A 14,687-nucleotide genomic window follows, 5' to 3' on the forward strand; every position below is an offset into this window, starting at 1 on the left:
TTTACTCCCATACCTCAAAATCTTTTTTAGTGTATATCACTACTTGTAGCTTCTTATAATAACCAAGATGTGCATAGTGTATCTTTAGACGACTACCATTTTCAGGGGCAAGTTTCTTCTTTTTAAAATAGACTGGAACCTTTTTCTCGTTGACATACAAAAAATTATTTTTATACATACCTGAGATCCCTTTAAGCACTTCGTTCTGTTGTATCTTTTTTGGCATAAATGTATCACTACTCAGCATATATTGTTCATTATCTACAGCACCATTGTCTTTGACTCTATAGGCATGGGTGATCTCTTTTAATCCGTGATATGTTTTGATACCCTCTACAAGAAGATCATACCTATGCCCCTCTTCCAATCTGTCTGCACAACCGTATAAGTAAATACCTCGTCCATGTATACTCTGTTTCACTACGGCACTACGACCTCTTTTTAATACCACTACGACATTTTCAAGTTTGATCTTCCCTTCCAATGCTTCTATAGTATAGAGATCCTCAATACACTTTATCTCTACTTTTTGTACATTTCTTTTTTTCTTTTCAGCGATATAAGGCGCTGTATCAAAATAGGCATACACAGGTAAATGGTCAGAATATCCTTTTGCCCTGTGTTTACCATTTTTATACTCCCACTTGTTGATGTACCCTTTCTTTGTAAAAAGATACGATCTCTTAAAGACTTTAAAAGAGTTGTTGACATAATCTACACCCTTCTTGTCAAACATCTGTTTGGGAAGTACGATCTGATCCAAACTGGATTTTTTTCCATAAAACTTATGGCTCCAACGCTGATCAACCGGTAACTCCTTCCACAATGTATAATGCACCCCTTTATCTGCTTTTACCATTTCGTCTTCTTCGACGAGATAGTCACCTACTTTGGTTTTCAGCACATCATTGAATGCTGTTTTACCATGCGTGTCGTTGATCTTATTCTCTAAAGTTAGATGAGCATTATGATCACTGTTAAAATCTCCCAATATGATATACTCTTTTGTCTCTGGCATCTTTGCGATACGAGACTGCAAAGCCTTCGCATACTTGATACGTTTACTCTCATACCCTTGATAGGCCTTGGATTTCCAATGGTTCACAAACAATGTTAAGGGTTTCCCTTTTATATCTACCTCCACTTCCAATATATTTCTCACACCTGCAGCCACACTCACCTCAATGTCACTTTGTCTTTTTATAGGATAACGAGATAAAAGAGCCACCTGAATAGATGCATTCTTTTTATGAGTGATTGCCGAATATCTATAGGGGCATCCTACTCTCTTTAACCGGGTCATCAGCTGTTGAAGTATATGAGCATTCTCTACTTCCTGAAGCCCCAGTATATCTGCATCAAGATCACAGATGACCTCAGCAGTATGGTTCAGTTTGATGTCCACCATACGTTGTGTCCAATTGTGTTTTACCGTGTAGTCATCATACTCCGTACCGACATACTCTGCATCAAAAAGGTTTTCCACATTATAAGTGGCTACTTTAAAAGGTTTGGAAAAAATTAATAGTGGCAGTAAAAATAAAAGCAAGTATCGCACATAAACCCCATAGTTTTAATAACATTCTATCGAAGTATAAAAAAGAATACGATAAGTATGACATATTGTCATACAAAGAGTAAATACATGAGATTCAAAACCTTATAAAGTTATATATTTTATAAGGTTTTAGAACAAGCTATTTCTATATACTCTTAATACTGAAATATCATAATAGCAGGACAAAGTCTTCGGCTAATAAATAGTTATATGAAAATGCTCAAATTAGGAGAATTATGAATAAAAAGTCAATATTAATATGGTTGATAATTATTTTTTTACCTACTATATTTTTCGTATTAAAACTTCTATTAGGCATACCCGGTCAATTAGCTTATGTAGGTTATTACTTTCCCTTGCGGGAACTAGGTGAACCATTTTTTATACATGTCAAAAATGTGGACTGGTATCTTCCTACACTATATGGACAATTAATTACAGCAGTAATTTACTCAGTTTTATACTGGATGATTTTTTTAATTATCAAAATAATAAAAATCGATATTTTTTGGAAAAAAATTGTTTTAAAAAATCCAATAGCTATTAAAGTAATAGAAAAAACAATACTACTTTCATTACTACTATTCATACCAATTGTTCAACTCTATCCAACATTAATTGCTTTCCCTCTCTTTTTATTTCCAGAAATTAATAAATCAATGGCATGGGTATTCATATATTTTTATCCAAAAAGTTTTTTAACTATACTAATATTCGTAATTTATTATTTTCTAGTTTTTTATATTTATGAACTTTTTAAAAAATGGTATAAGAGTTTGTAAGGGTAATATATTACAAAGTTTTAGCAAACTTTGGAAGTTGTCAGTTCAGACTTGTTAAGTTGTATATAACTTTTTTAAAACATATAATGAATACGCGGAACGCAATCTGTTACGCAAGCAGAAAATTATCGCTCACGACAAACGTTTTATCTCATAAGAATCAAAACCTTATAATCTAACATATTTTATAAGGTTATTCACTGTAGTAACGTTTGTAGACTATAAATCTTTACTCTTCAATAGAAAACCTTATAAAATGTTCTATATAGAAGGTTTTATAAGGTATGAGAGAAATTAGAGAAATATCTATCTAAACGGTTTAACGGAACATTTTGCTCAGCATCTCCATAGCCCCATTAGATCCACCTGTATTGGCAAGCATTTCATCCATAATCGTACCTTCTCCTCTTGTTGCCAGATCTACAACCTGGGGTATGACATTGGCTAAAGCACGTGCTGCACTCTCTTTGGATAGACAAAGATCAGAAGCAAAGGTAGCCACATTTTCAGCACCCAGCAGTGTCGTGATCTGCTCCATGGAGATAGCTTTGTTCTCGCCGTTTCCTAACCATGATCCCACGATCTCACCCAGACCATTTTGAGACAACCCGCCTACAAATTTCACAAGATCAAGTCCTCCTGCTCCATTTCCTACAAGGGTATTGAGCGCATTAACGATATGATTCTCATCAAGTCCAGCGGTTGTATCATCACCATTTTTTTGTATCATAGAAGCTGCCGTTTTCAATAAATCTGCTAATTCCATATCTTTTCCTTTTCTCTTTCTATACCCAGTATATTACAACAGAACAATTGCATCATCCAGCAATTCTATCTTTTTAGCTTCGATAAGTTCTGTCAGCGTACGTTTAAAATTCTTCTTACTCATGCCGAAAACTTTTTTGATCTCTTCGGCATCACTTTTATAGGTAAAAGGCAAAGTGCCGTCCGCTTCTTTCAATAATTGCAAGATAGTGCCTTCAGCTTCACTTATCTTTGCTTGTTTTCCAATGGGCTGTAACGAAAGATCCAATTTATAGTCTTTTCTTACTTTTTTGATATAGACTTGTTTACGGTCACCTACACGTATCACTTCAAAGATCTCATTATCAAAAAGCATCCCCTCATACTGGTTGTCCGCTACAACTTTAAAACCTAGTGGTGTCTTAGCCAGAACAATGGCATCCAATTTTTTATTTTGATGCAGGCCACTCATGTCTCTGTTGAAATATTTACCTATTTTCTGCGTACCATAAAGACGGCCCGTTTGTTCATCCAGACAGACACGTAAAAGATACTTTTTGCCGATATTAAAATACTCTTTTTGTTGGGAAAGAGGCACAAAGAGGTCTTTAGGGAGTCCCCAGTTTACAAATGCACCATAAGACTTATAGTCCACCACCGTAAAATAGCCATACTCACCCAATTTGGCATAAGGCATTTTAGTAGTCGCTACAGGGCGGTCTTCACTGTCTGTATAGATGAATACATCTATCAGTGCGCCAATAGGCATCTCATCTTCCATGACGTATACATTCGGAAGCAGTACTTCACTGTCATCTTTTGCTTCTAAAAATAATCCGTAATCCGTATCTCTAGCAACTTCGAGGGTATTGATTTTTCCGATCTCTATATGTAAGTTTTTTGATTTTTCATTCATTTGTGTTATTCCGTTTCTTTGTATTGTGATATACTCACAATGTGATAGTGACATTATAGCTGAATAATGTACTAACCTGTACTATAATTGGCTGCAGAAAGATAACTATCCTTCTACATATAAACCCCATTAGTATTTGTAATCAAACATCACCCAGTATTTATTCGTATCTACATAACTCGTTGCAGCATCACCTTTCGCATACATTGCACCTTTGAACATCATAGGGACCCTATAAGATTCAATAGAAAAAAGAAGAAAAATGCTTTATATAGCAAAAAGCATGAAAGCTTATTGCGTGATACGCTCCAAATGTGTGGCGAAATCTTCAGGAGGGATAAATCCTGTCAAACTTTTTTCAGGCAAGTAATTATTTGCTTTATCAAAAAAGATGATGTTTGGAGTACCGAAGAGTTCAAACTTCTTCAGTAATGCTTTGTCTGCATCCGTATTGTCTGTAAGATCTATCTTGATAAACGTGAAGTTTTTAAGATGCTCTTGTACACGTGGATCGGGAAATGTGATCTCTTCGAGTTCTGTACATGCAGTACAAGACTTTTTCCCAAAGTCCACCACTACAGGCTTCTCTGATTCACGTACCTCTTTCATAAGTCGCTCAACACTATAGCCTCTGTGACTCTCTTTGTCTGCACTCATAGATGCAGTAGGTGTTACACTGGTTTGCACCTGTGTAAATTTTTCAAAAGGTCTGATCATTGAACTTGCACCACTGATACCGCCGATGAAGAGTGATACCCCGTAGAGTAAAAATACCATAGCCAATAGCTGAAACAGTTTCTTTGCGCCATGTGTTGCACTGCTAGGATTAAATACTCCCATATAGAGTGCTGAACCTATCAACAACAATGCCCACAATATCATCGTAAGACTGTCCGGAAGTATACGTGAAAGCATAAAGATACCAAGACCCAGCATCATCACACCAAATGTTTGAGAAACCGCTGTCATCCATCCACCAGGTTTTGGCATAAATTTACCTGCTCCCAGTCCGACAATAAGTAGTGGCATACCCATACCTATACTCATGATAAAGAGTGCTGCCCCTCCCAGAAGTGCATCACCCGTATGGGAAATGAACAGTACAGCCCCGCCAAGCGGTGGTGCAACACACGGCCCGACGATCAATGCAGAGAGCAATCCCATAACAGCCGTACCCAAGATACCCTTACCTTGGGCATTGTCACTTACACTGCTTAATTTCGACTGCCATGAAGCTGGAAGCCCTATCTCATAATATCCAAATAGGGAGAATGCCAAAGCCACGAACATCGCTGCAAAAAGCGTCAAGACCCAAGGTGTCTGCATCGCGGTCTGGATATCTGCACCGACTAGTCCCGCTATGATCCCTACCGCTGTATAGGTCAGCGCCATAGAAACGACATAGACCAAAGAGGTGAAAAATGCCTGGGCTACGCTTGGTTTTTCATTTCCTCCCTGCTGCGAAACGATAATCGAAGACAAGATGGGTATCATAGGGAAAATACATGGTGTCAACGATAGCAATAAACCAAAAATAAAGAAAAGAAGCAAGATGAATATAGAGCTTTCATTCACCAATATATCTGCTATTTTCGCTGTATTACCCTCATTTACGAGTTTTGATATCTTATCAAACAGACCGAGTTCTGCTCCTTTGAAATCAAAAGTTTTTTTAATCGGCTGATAACAGATGCCTGCATCTGAACACCCTTGAAACTCGATCTCAAGTGTGTAATCACCTTTAACTTTGGACGCGATCTCTTTGACAGGAATAAGGACAAGTACCTCTTTTTCGTACACCATATCACCATCAAAATCATGTGCTTGTGGTTTTGTAACGGTCAATGCAATAGAGGAAGGAGAAATGATTCTATATATTAGTGAATTTTCATACACATGAATTTTATCTGCCATGTTGATCTTGGTTTCTATCACTTCATCTTTGAGTACTGCACTTACTTGGAATGCTTCATCCGGCGATAAAAACTTCTGTTTTTTCAGTACACTCTCAAACCCTGCAGATGCAAATGTACTGAAAAGGAAACTCAATAAGAGTAACTTTTTTACTAAATCATTCATTATTTTCTCTTTTATATTAAACTTTTATAGTATTCTATTGTACTATTCGTGTATACGCTGTGTAATATTACCAATAATTGGTTAACAATAAAGGTTAAAAATGGCAAATCGTCTTAAAAATGAGCACTCCCCTTACTTACAGCAACATGCTGATAATCCTGTAGACTGGTACCCTTGGGGAGAAGAAGCCTTTGAAAAAGCACGAAAAGAAAACAAGGCGATCTTTCTTTCCATAGGGTACAGTTCTTGTCACTGGTGCCATGTGATGGAAGATGAATCTTTTAAAGATGAAGCGACTGCGAAGATACTGAATAAACACTTTGTTGCAGTCAAAGTAGACAGGGAAGAGCGTCCGGATATAGACAAACATTTTCAGGAAGTTTACCAGCTGATGAACCAGCGTCCGGGGGGCTGGCCTACGTCCATCTTTCTCACACAAGAACGAAAGCCTTTTTACTCTGCTACATATATACCTGATGAGCCACGTTATGGGATGATGAGCTTTTCAAGCCTACTCGAAGTCATCGCTGACAAATACAGCAAAGAAAAAGCTCTGCTTACCGAAAAAGCCGATGAGATACTCCGTTTTCTCAATCCTAAAGAAGATAGAATACAGGCTACAAAATTGGACCTCAGCATCATAGGAAGGGTTTCAGACCAGGCCAAACAACTCTTTGATAATACAAACGGCGGCTTTAACAAAGCGCCTAAATTCCCTCAAGCCTCGATGCTTGATCTACTCTTAGACCTCTACCGTATCACAGGAGATAAAGAGACACGTGACATGGCACTACACTCACTCACCTGTATGGCAAAAGGTGGATTGAGAGATCTTGTGGAGGGTGGTTTTTGCCGTTACTCTACCGATAATGAATGGCTCGTACCTCATTTTGAAAAGATGACATATGACAATGCCCTGCTGGCAGAAGTCTACCTCAAAGCCTATCATGTAAGTGGAAAGGATTTTTACAGATCTGTTGCTTTTGAAACGATAGATTTTATGATAGAAGAAATGAGTGAGGATGGTCTTTTCTACTCTGCCTCTGATGCCGATACGGAAGGAGAAGAAGGCAAATACTTTGTCTATACCTATGAAAAAGCGTTAAAGTCTTTTGATAAAGCAGGTATCCCTAAGGAGGAGCACACTGCTCTTGCCGAGGCACTGCATATCACAAAAGAAGGAAACTTTGAAGGTAAAAACATTGTACGTATAGAGGATCCCACACATAACGATATCCCTTACTATGATGAAGCGATACAGGCACTTAGAAAACGTAGAGAAAAGCGTACTCACCCTTTCATAGATAAAAAAGTCCTTGTTTCATGGAATGCTATGATGATCAAAACGCTCTTCAAAGCCTCTCGTGCAGATAATGCTTATCTAAAACCAGCGCTCAGATCCCTGGATGCATTACTGAAAAGTATGTACATCAATTCTGAACTCTTTCACTCTACGCTGATGGGTAAAAAACCAAAGATCAAAGCATTTTTGGAAGATTATGCCTATCTTGCAGAAACGCTTATTGAAGCCTATGAAAGTACACTTGATGAAACCTATCTTATGACGGCAACCAAACTGACGAACAGTGCCATTGAAAAATACTTTGTCCAGGGAAAATGGAAGTTCTCACGCGGAGAGTTTGAAACCAATGCGGACATCTATGACAGCTCCTATCCCTCTTCCGTTGCTACCATGCTCTCCGTGCTTTACAGCATCTCTTCTTTGGTGGATGTCGTCTATAAAAAGTTTGTCTTTAAAACACTCGAGATCTACTCTTATGATATTATGCGCCAACCCATCTCTACTCCACGTATGAGCCGCATGGTGGTCCGTTATCTCAAAGATGATGTCATTATCAAAGCCAAAGAGGATGTCCTGAAAACACATATAAAAGAGCTAGATATCCTCCCTCATCCTTTCTCGCTATTGAAAAATGACACCAATGACGGTTTTATGCTGTGTAATTCCAACAGCTGTTTTGGACATGAAAAAGATTTTAAAGGCATCATAGAAATTTTAGAGAAACGTTAATGCGACGTCTCTTTGTTCTTTTATTTCCTCTGTTTGTACTTGCACAAGAGGAACTGCAAACACGTACACAAGTACTTATGGGTACTTTTGTAAGCATTTCATTACCACCAAAATACAATCAGGAGATCACCCAATCATTTGAACTACTCAAACGTATCGAAAATTCCCTCTCTACCTATGATGAGACTGCTGTACTGGCAAACTTGAATAAGGACCATCATGTAAAGTATGATCCTTATCTGGCTGAAGCCCTTACACTATCAAGAGATTATTATGAACAAACTAATGGTTATTTTGATATTACAATTGGATCGATCTCCAAAAAACTCTATCATTTTGGTGAAGAAAAAACCTATTCCCCCTCTAGACAAGCATTGCAAAGTGCCCATCTGGATATCCACGGTATCCAGATAGATAACAAGCAGATCATCACAGATAAAAACATCACCATAGACTTGGGTGGTATGGGGAAAGGCTATGGTGCAGATAAGGTTTCCGAATACCTTAACGATAAAAATATTACAAAAGGGACCATCGCTCTGAGCGGAGATATCAGATGTTTGGATCGTTGTGAGGTTTATCTTCAGTCACCCTACTCTGAACAGACATTTGCCAAAATCCAAAGTAAAAACCCTCAGCTCTCCATTTCTACAAGCGGGACCTACAGGAGATTTGCCACCACACAATCAGAACATCACCTCATCAATCCAAAAACAGCTTCACAGGGCCGTGAATTTGTGTCCGTATCACTTTTTACCACTGCAAACAATGCAAAGATCGATGCCTATGCCACAGCACTTTCTGTCATGTCCAGAACAGAAGCATTGGCATTTTTAAAAAAAATAAAGAGATTGGTTTTGTAGTGGTAGATAAAGAAGGAAAGATACTTTATGGAAATTTAACCAATCTCCTTGACATAGAGTGGTTAGATTATAAGGAAAACCCGACCAGTCCAAGTATAAGTAAAAATAACAGTACAAAACCTGAAAGTGCTACGAGTTTGATCCATCCCGATACCACAAGTCCAAAGGCAATGGCAAAATAAGAAAAGATATCAAACAATGCAAAAACAAAGAGAAACATTGCCACGATAAAAGACAATTTTTGTGAAAATTTGGTACTGAACAACATAAAATGTGCTGTGACAAAGATCAGTGTTCCTATAGCAAAAAGATGCGGCGTAGCTACTTCTATCAGACCTTCTACACTCTTTTCTACAGGAGATGCTATGATATTTTTCAGTGTACTTATCACAGTGTCACTGCACTCTAATCCCTGAGAAAGTAAAAAAAGCCATATTCCGCTCATTAAGATCAAAAGAACATAAATGAGCATATATCTGATAGGAAGACTATAGAGTGCTATATTTTTCATTTGAACAAGAGTTTCTTTAAAATGATAATAGCAACTATAGAAGCCAGCACATGCCATAGTACAAAACTGATCAACCACATAGCAGTAAATGACGGACTGACAAAATAGGCAAGTAACAATGTCATAGGTGCTAACATTCCCATGATAAAGAGAAGATGTACAACCCATTTTGTCATCACTTTATCCGAATAAAGACGAATATAGATAGAGGAAAGTATTAAGAGTGCAAAGAGTGTCATAAACAGATCAATATGCACTTGAAGCAGCAGTGAATCTATCAGTATTGGTTCTACAAAGTTCTCTACATCCCCAAAAAGTGTCACTGAAGCACTATCGATATCCAAACCGATAACATACGCGTGAAGCACTGCATCAAATCCAAGATAGAGAAATATCGCAAATACAACACTGCCCATCAGATAATTGAGTAAGGTAGAGTGTGCCAGATCTTTTGTCACTAAAAATTTCATAATCGATTACTTCAAAACAATTTCATAAATGGCTCTGGCTACTCTTGCACCTTCTGTGATCGACCTAGCAGAAAGAGTGGAACCACTGATCGTAGGGATATCTTTTCCTACGGTCAGTGTTGCCGACGCATCTCTATTCTGCAGTTGGCCCATCCATGTTTTGTTCGGTATGTACTCCGGTGGTTCGCCAAATGCCATAATTTCCGTAAATTTCAAGGTACCGCAGTTATCAAATGCATAGAGTACTGTGGCCTTCTTTCCTCTTACTTTTCTTGCTATCAATACCGCATATCCTAATCTTTCAGTTTGACTTTTAATATCGTAATAACGGTAAATTTTAGTTCTCACAGCTGTTTTCGCTCTGGACTGTACCTGAGAAAACTGTTTTTTTGTCAGTATAATCTGTTTTGGATCTATGGTAGTCACATCGGTAAATGAAGATTTGATCACATCATCTACAGACGCTTTGCTACCGGCAACACTGCTTTGGGACAGCAGTGTCCCGAGTAGCAGTGTAAACAAGATTTTTTTCATTGTGTATCCACGTATTAAAATATAAAGCCTAGACCGAAAGAAAATGTATTAGTATCTACATTATTCACTTCTTTCATCGCGTAGTCAGCTTTCAAGACCACCTGATCCGCAGGGAAGAAATTTAAACCGATTGTAACAATTTCTGTCTGAAATGTATCTTCATTTGATCCATTCACTGTCTTTTCTACAGGGTTAAAGTCTTGATACTGTGCAAAAACCGGTAATTTATAATCAAGTCCTACTAACGAAGAGACATCATAAGATGCATTCACATAATAACCACTTGCTTTTTCAACTGCATTACCACTTAACTTCTCTGCACCATCCAAGTTTGTCTGTGTGTAAAGCCCGTACATTGAGAATGGACCGTTATCATAGCTTGCATGGATATCAAACATTGTAGTGGTGAGTCCAGATACATCCTGAATTGGATCAGTTGCTTTTGGATCTTTAAGGTTTGAACCTTCGCCATAATATACAGAAGCACCAACCATCAGTCCATTGATACCAGTATAATCCACTCGTCCTACAAATGCAGGTTCAAAAGATGCATCCTTACTCGCACCGAGTCTACCTTCTCTTATCCATTTACTCTGAGTATCATCGCCTCTTGTATATTCACTGTTTAGATTCAATGCATTGATCATACCCACTGTATAGTCAATATCTGCACTGTCGAATCTACCATAGACCAATGCTCCATTTTCATGCCAAGTACTTGGAAGAAGGTGTTTTTCAATATCTGGTCTTTGTACTGTGTTGAAGAGTGTCGGTTCATGTCTGAGGTTTACCAGCCCCATTGGTGTAAGTACATGCCCGAGTCTTAAGTTAGCTTGCTCACTAAGTAAGAAGTCAAGATAGAAAAACTCTACAACTACTTTACCACCATTTCCAGCATCAGCACCATGCTCAAACTCTATCTCTGTGTTCAGTACGATCCAGTCATTGAATTTGTATCCAAAATAGGTAATGAATCTATAGACATCTGCAAAATCATCTCCATTATCAGGATTTGCATAGAACATCTCGCCATATCCACCTATAGAGAGTGGGTTTTTAGAGAAATAGACTTTAGAAGCTGCTGGTCCCATACCGCTGTATGATTTTTGTGTGTCTACCAGTGTAAAACCACCTGTTTGTGTAGCAAGTACCTCTTCTGTAAGTACTGTGTTCTGTTCTTCTAATGCTGTCACTCTCTCCTCTAGTGATGCTGCTTGAACTCCTGTTGCCAATATAGCTGCTAGGCTTAATGCCGTAGTTACTCTTTTCATTTGTATTCCCTTTTCTTTTTTTCATTTAAATTGATAATTATTATCTAAATTATTACCTAGGCGGAAATTTATCAAAAGAATTCTTAAGAGTTTATTAAATTGATAACAATTATTAAAATAAAAACAAAAAAATACTTTTGAATCATTTTCACCATTTCCTGTACCGTAGTTACAAATCAATATCATGTTGAAAATGAAAATATACCGCAAAATCTTTGTAGAGAGGTAAGATTACATATTCTATGCTACAAAGATACAACATGCGTTACACACTTACTCCCCACCACTATGTCATAATGGCATTATCATCATTAAAGGAGTCGATCATGACATGCAATATAGGAAAAGTAGATAGAATCATTAGGATTGTACTGGGTGTAGCACTACTGGGTTGGGGTATCATGAATGGCAATATCATTGCTGATGTGGTTGGAGGCGTACTTCTCTTTACTGCGATCATCGGATGGTGTCCACCCTATGCCCTGTTTGGGATCAATACTGGATGTAACCCGAAGAAAGATTAAGTTTTAAACCCTGAACTGTGAGACTTGAAACCAAAGGATACAATTTTACATTTCTATCGAAGAAAATATACTTTTATGGCATATAATAATCTTATAATAGATATAATTTCTTTCTATGAAAGAAAGTTTAAATATATTTTACGGAGATCTAAAAAATTCTTTTAAAGATCTCCTTCCCATTATCATTGTCGTGGCGCTGTTTCAAGGTATTATCATCCGAACTGTGCCTGATAATCTCACTTCGATCATCATAGGTCTTACGATAGTGGCTGTAGGCTTGGCGCTTTTTATCCGTGGTCTTGAACTGGGTATCTTCCCTATAGGTGAAGGATTGGCCATAGACTTTGCTAAAAAAGGCTCGGTCTTTTGGCTATTGCTTTTTGCTTTTACCATAGGATTTTCAACCACTGTCGCAGAGCCTGCACTTATCGCTATTGCAGATAAGGCTGCACTGATATCTAATGGTCTGGTAGATGCATTCTGGCTTCGTATGACCGTGGCGCTCTCTGTAGGTTTTGCCATTGCATTGGGGACACTTCGTATCTTATTGGGTCATCCTATCGCCTACTATATCATTACAGGGTACATCTTGGTCGTACTCGTAACATTTTTTGCGCCTAAAGAGATCATAGGACTGGCATATGACAGTGGAGGAGTCACCACTTCTACGGTCACAGTGCCACTGGTTGCTGCACTGGGAATCGGTTTGTCTTCAAGTATCAAAGGCCGTAACCCTGCCATAGACGGTTTTGGTCTCATCGCTTTTGCATCTCTGACACCTATGATATTTGTACAGATTTATGGCATTATTGTCTATAGTTTAGGAGAGACAAGCAGCGCAGCACCCGTTGTTTCAGAAGTAGTTGAAACTGTAAGGTCTGCAGCAACTGCATATACATTTTCTGCAATGGATACCTTTATGGAACTTCTGGGTGTGATCAAGGATGTTGCCCCTATTCTCATAGTCATATTCTTTTTTCAGTATCTCATTATCAAAAAACCTGTAGCACACTTACATAAAATAGCTACTGGTATCATTATGGTGATCCTGGGACTGTATGCATTCATCGTAGGACTTGAAATGGGGCTTTTCCCTATAGGAGAGACGATTGCCTTTCAGCTCACAGATATGGGCAACAACCTGCTTATTTATCTGTTTGCATTTCTCATAGGTTTCTCTACAACGATGGCAGAACCTGCTCTTTTGGCTATAGCAATCAAAGCAGAAGAGATAAGTGAAGGGAAAATTAAACAAAATATACTTAGAATGATAGTCGCATTTGGTGTAGCTATTGGGATTGGTTTAGGCTCATACCGTATCGTTGCCGGTGATCCGATACATTACTATATAATTGTAGGCTATATCTTTGTTATTATATTTACCTATTTCGCACCAAATTACATTATACCTATTGCCTATGACAGTGGTGGGGTTACTACTTCAACGGTCACTGTACCATTGGTGGCAGCACTGGGCTTGGGATTGGCAGAGAACATAGAGGGACGTAATCCATTGATAGATGGATTTGGTCTCATTGCCTTTGCCTCCCTGTTTCCAATGCTTACTGTGATGGGGTATGGTATTCATGCAGAGTATTATAAAAAGAGACAGAAGGTAGAACCATCCAATATTGAAGGAGAAGTATTATGAAATTTACAGCACTGATCGTCATCATACAAGATAAAGATGAAGAAGCCGCTATCGAAGCTGCCAAGGGAGCAGGAGCAGGCTCTGTGACCATCCTACATGGAAAGAATATCGGGCTTGAAGAGAAAAAGGTATTCTTTGGTCTTACACTTGAAGAAAATGTCTCTGTGCTGCTTTTTGTCTTACCAAGAAAACTCTCACTGCAGGTCATGCGATTACTTCGTGAAAAGTTCGATCTGGACAACCCGGAAAACAGTGGCTTGGCATTTACGCTACCATTAACGCATGTTGCAGGTCTTGATACAAAAGAGTTACACAAATTTGAACATGATATCAAATCGATGATATAAAGGAGGAATAGATGTTAGTAGAAAATGTAATGACACCTAAAGAAAAATTGATAGTGATCTCACCGATGTCTACAGTAAGAGAAGCACTAAAGTTAATGAAAGAACATAAAGTACGCTCTGTTATTGTAGATAAAAACACAGAAGATGGTGCCTATGGTCTTTTGACCTTTAAAAATATTCTACAAAGTATTGTTGCAGAAGATGGTGACATAGACCTGCTTAATGTCTATGATATCGCTACAACACCAGCCTTCTCAGTCTCTGCAAAACTAGATGTAAAATATGCGGCAAAAATGATGGTACAAAACAGTATTAAACGTCTACTGGTCATTGATAACAATGAACTTTACGGTATCCTCACCATGACCGATATCATTGGTATCCTTATGGACAGCGTAGAATAAC

15 protein-coding genes are annotated in these 14,687 nt (G+C 38.1%); 7 read left to right on the plus strand and 8 right to left on the minus strand.

The window, feature by feature from the left end:
* Position 1: 1 nt before the first annotated feature.
* On the minus strand, positions 2–1,558 hold the full coding sequence (locus tag SULAR_RS06040; protein WP_008244025.1) for an endonuclease/exonuclease/phosphatase family protein: 1,557 nt from the start codon (positions 1,556–1,558) through the stop codon (positions 2–4).
* Between the two features lie 236 nt (positions 1,559–1,794).
* On the opposite strand from SULAR_RS06040, the gene SULAR_RS06045 reads away from it, so the two are divergent.
* On the plus strand, positions 1,795–2,340 hold the full coding sequence (locus tag SULAR_RS06045; RefSeq protein ID WP_008244027.1) for a hypothetical protein: 546 nt from the start codon (positions 1,795–1,797) through the stop codon (positions 2,338–2,340).
* 319 nt (positions 2,341–2,659) lie between these two features.
* Here the strand turns inward: SULAR_RS06045 and SULAR_RS06050 are convergent, their stop codons facing one another.
* From SULAR_RS06050 to dsbD, 3 genes are all read right to left on the minus strand, one after another.
* The gene (locus SULAR_RS06050) at positions 2,660–3,106 is read right to left on the minus strand and encodes a YidB family protein (RefSeq protein ID WP_008244030.1); all 447 of its coding nucleotides are present in this window, start codon (positions 3,104–3,106) and stop codon (positions 2,660–2,662) included.
* Between the two features lie 33 nt (positions 3,107–3,139).
* Complete coding sequence (locus SULAR_RS06055; protein ID WP_008244032.1) at positions 3,140–4,000, minus strand: S1 RNA-binding domain-containing protein; 861 nt, start codon at positions 3,998–4,000, stop codon at positions 3,140–3,142.
* Between the two features lie 291 nt (positions 4,001–4,291).
* Positions 4,292–6,079 (minus strand): protein-disulfide reductase DsbD, encoded by a 1,788-nt coding sequence (dsbD, locus tag SULAR_RS06060; RefSeq protein WP_008244035.1) that lies wholly within the window; start codon positions 6,077–6,079, stop codon positions 4,292–4,294.
* Between the two features lie 100 nt (positions 6,080–6,179).
* Here dsbD and SULAR_RS06065 point away from each other — a divergent pair, with 100 nt between their 5' ends.
* Together SULAR_RS06065 and SULAR_RS06070 are read left to right on the plus strand one after the other, a co-directional pair.
* Positions 6,180–8,111, plus strand: coding sequence for a thioredoxin domain-containing protein (locus tag SULAR_RS06065; RefSeq protein ID WP_008244052.1), 1,932 nt, complete (start codon positions 6,180–6,182; stop codon positions 8,109–8,111).
* Positions 8,111–8,974, plus strand: coding sequence for an FAD:protein FMN transferase (locus tag SULAR_RS06070; RefSeq protein WP_008244054.1), 864 nt, complete (start codon positions 8,111–8,113; stop codon positions 8,972–8,974). The genes SULAR_RS06065 and SULAR_RS06070 overlap by 1 nt, the downstream gene beginning before the upstream one ends.
* A gap of 67 nt (positions 8,975–9,041) precedes the next feature.
* Here the strand turns inward: SULAR_RS06070 and SULAR_RS06075 are convergent, their stop codons facing one another.
* The 4 genes from SULAR_RS06075 to SULAR_RS06090 are packed head-to-tail and all read right to left on the minus strand — an operon-like array spanning position 9,042 to position 11,760.
* Positions 9,042–9,485, minus strand: a complete 444-nt coding sequence (locus tag SULAR_RS06075) for a hypothetical protein (protein ID WP_008244058.1) — start codon at positions 9,483–9,485, stop codon at positions 9,042–9,044.
* A complete protein-coding gene (locus SULAR_RS06080; RefSeq protein WP_008244060.1) occupies positions 9,482–9,955 on the minus strand; it encodes a hypothetical protein in 474 nt (157 codons plus the stop codon). Before SULAR_RS06080 ends, SULAR_RS06075 begins: the two co-directional genes overlap by 4 nt.
* 6 nt (positions 9,956–9,961) lie before the next feature.
* Positions 9,962–10,489, minus strand: a complete 528-nt coding sequence (locus tag SULAR_RS06085) for an FMN-binding protein (protein WP_008244061.1) — start codon at positions 10,487–10,489, stop codon at positions 9,962–9,964.
* A 14-nt stretch (positions 10,490–10,503) separates the two neighbouring features.
* Positions 10,504–11,760, minus strand: coding sequence for a porin (locus tag SULAR_RS06090; protein ID WP_008244063.1), 1,257 nt, complete (start codon positions 11,758–11,760; stop codon positions 10,504–10,506).
* A gap of 326 nt (positions 11,761–12,086) precedes the next feature.
* Between SULAR_RS06090 and SULAR_RS06095 the strand changes: the two genes are divergently transcribed.
* From SULAR_RS06095 to SULAR_RS06110, 4 genes are all read left to right on the plus strand, one after another.
* Complete coding sequence (locus SULAR_RS06095; protein WP_008244066.1) at positions 12,087–12,284, plus strand: DUF2892 domain-containing protein; 198 nt, start codon at positions 12,087–12,089, stop codon at positions 12,282–12,284.
* 115 nt (positions 12,285–12,399) lie between these two features.
* Positions 12,400–13,935 carry a DUF1538 domain-containing protein gene (locus SULAR_RS06100; protein WP_008244068.1) on the plus strand — a complete coding sequence of 512 codons (1,536 nt, stop codon included), beginning with the start codon at positions 12,400–12,402 and terminating at the stop codon, positions 13,933–13,935.
* Entirely contained in the window at positions 13,932–14,282 is a 351-nt protein-coding gene (locus SULAR_RS11345; protein ID WP_008244070.1) for a hypothetical protein, read from the plus strand. The genes SULAR_RS06100 and SULAR_RS11345 overlap by 4 nt, the downstream gene beginning before the upstream one ends.
* Positions 14,283–14,293: 11 nt before the next feature.
* Positions 14,294–14,686: a CBS domain-containing protein gene (locus SULAR_RS06110; protein WP_008244072.1), complete on the plus strand. Its 393-nt coding sequence runs from the start codon at positions 14,294–14,296 to the stop codon at positions 14,684–14,686.
* Position 14,687 lies beyond the last annotated feature (1 nt).

This window comes from Sulfurovum sp. AR, from assembly GCF_000296775.1.
Taxonomy (GTDB): Bacteria; Campylobacterota; Campylobacteria; order Campylobacterales; family Sulfurovaceae; genus Sulfurovum; species Sulfurovum xiamenensis.

What these genes read in the sequence shown, in the direction of transcription:
- dsbD (WP_008244035.1), bottom strand. Translation starts at nt 6,079, where the DNA reads ATGAATGATTTAGTAAAAAAGTTACTCTTATTGAGTTTCCTTTTCAGT.
- SULAR_RS06110 (WP_008244072.1), top strand. Translation starts at nt 14,294, where the DNA reads ATGTTAGTAGAAAATGTAATGACACCTAAAGAAAAATTGATAGTGATC.
- SULAR_RS06065 (WP_008244052.1), top strand. Translation starts at nt 6,180, where the DNA reads ATGGCAAATCGTCTTAAAAATGAGCACTCCCCTTACTTACAGCAACAT.
- SULAR_RS06095 (WP_008244066.1), top strand. Translation starts at nt 12,087, where the DNA reads ATGACATGCAATATAGGAAAAGTAGATAGAATCATTAGGATTGTACTG.
- SULAR_RS11345 (WP_008244070.1), top strand. Translation starts at nt 13,932, where the DNA reads ATGAAATTTACAGCACTGATCGTCATCATACAAGATAAAGATGAAGAA.
- SULAR_RS06090 (WP_008244063.1), bottom strand. Translation starts at nt 11,760, where the DNA reads ATGAAAAGAGTAACTACGGCATTAAGCCTAGCAGCTATATTGGCAACA.
- SULAR_RS06055 (WP_008244032.1), bottom strand. Translation starts at nt 4,000, where the DNA reads ATGAATGAAAAATCAAAAAACTTACATATAGAGATCGGAAAAATCAAT.
- SULAR_RS06045 (WP_008244027.1), top strand. Translation starts at nt 1,795, where the DNA reads ATGAATAAAAAGTCAATATTAATATGGTTGATAATTATTTTTTTACCT.
- SULAR_RS06075 (WP_008244058.1), bottom strand. Translation starts at nt 9,485, where the DNA reads ATGAAAAATATAGCACTCTATAGTCTTCCTATCAGATATATGCTCATT.
- SULAR_RS06085 (WP_008244061.1), bottom strand. Translation starts at nt 10,489, where the DNA reads ATGAAAAAAATCTTGTTTACACTGCTACTCGGGACACTGCTGTCCCAA.
- SULAR_RS06050 (WP_008244030.1), bottom strand. Translation starts at nt 3,106, where the DNA reads ATGGAATTAGCAGATTTATTGAAAACGGCAGCTTCTATGATACAAAAA.
- SULAR_RS06100 (WP_008244068.1), top strand. Translation starts at nt 12,400, where the DNA reads ATGAAAGAAAGTTTAAATATATTTTACGGAGATCTAAAAAATTCTTTT.
- SULAR_RS06070 (WP_008244054.1), top strand. Translation starts at nt 8,111, where the DNA reads ATGCGACGTCTCTTTGTTCTTTTATTTCCTCTGTTTGTACTTGCACAA.
- SULAR_RS06080 (WP_008244060.1), bottom strand. Translation starts at nt 9,955, where the DNA reads ATGAAATTTTTAGTGACAAAAGATCTGGCACACTCTACCTTACTCAAT.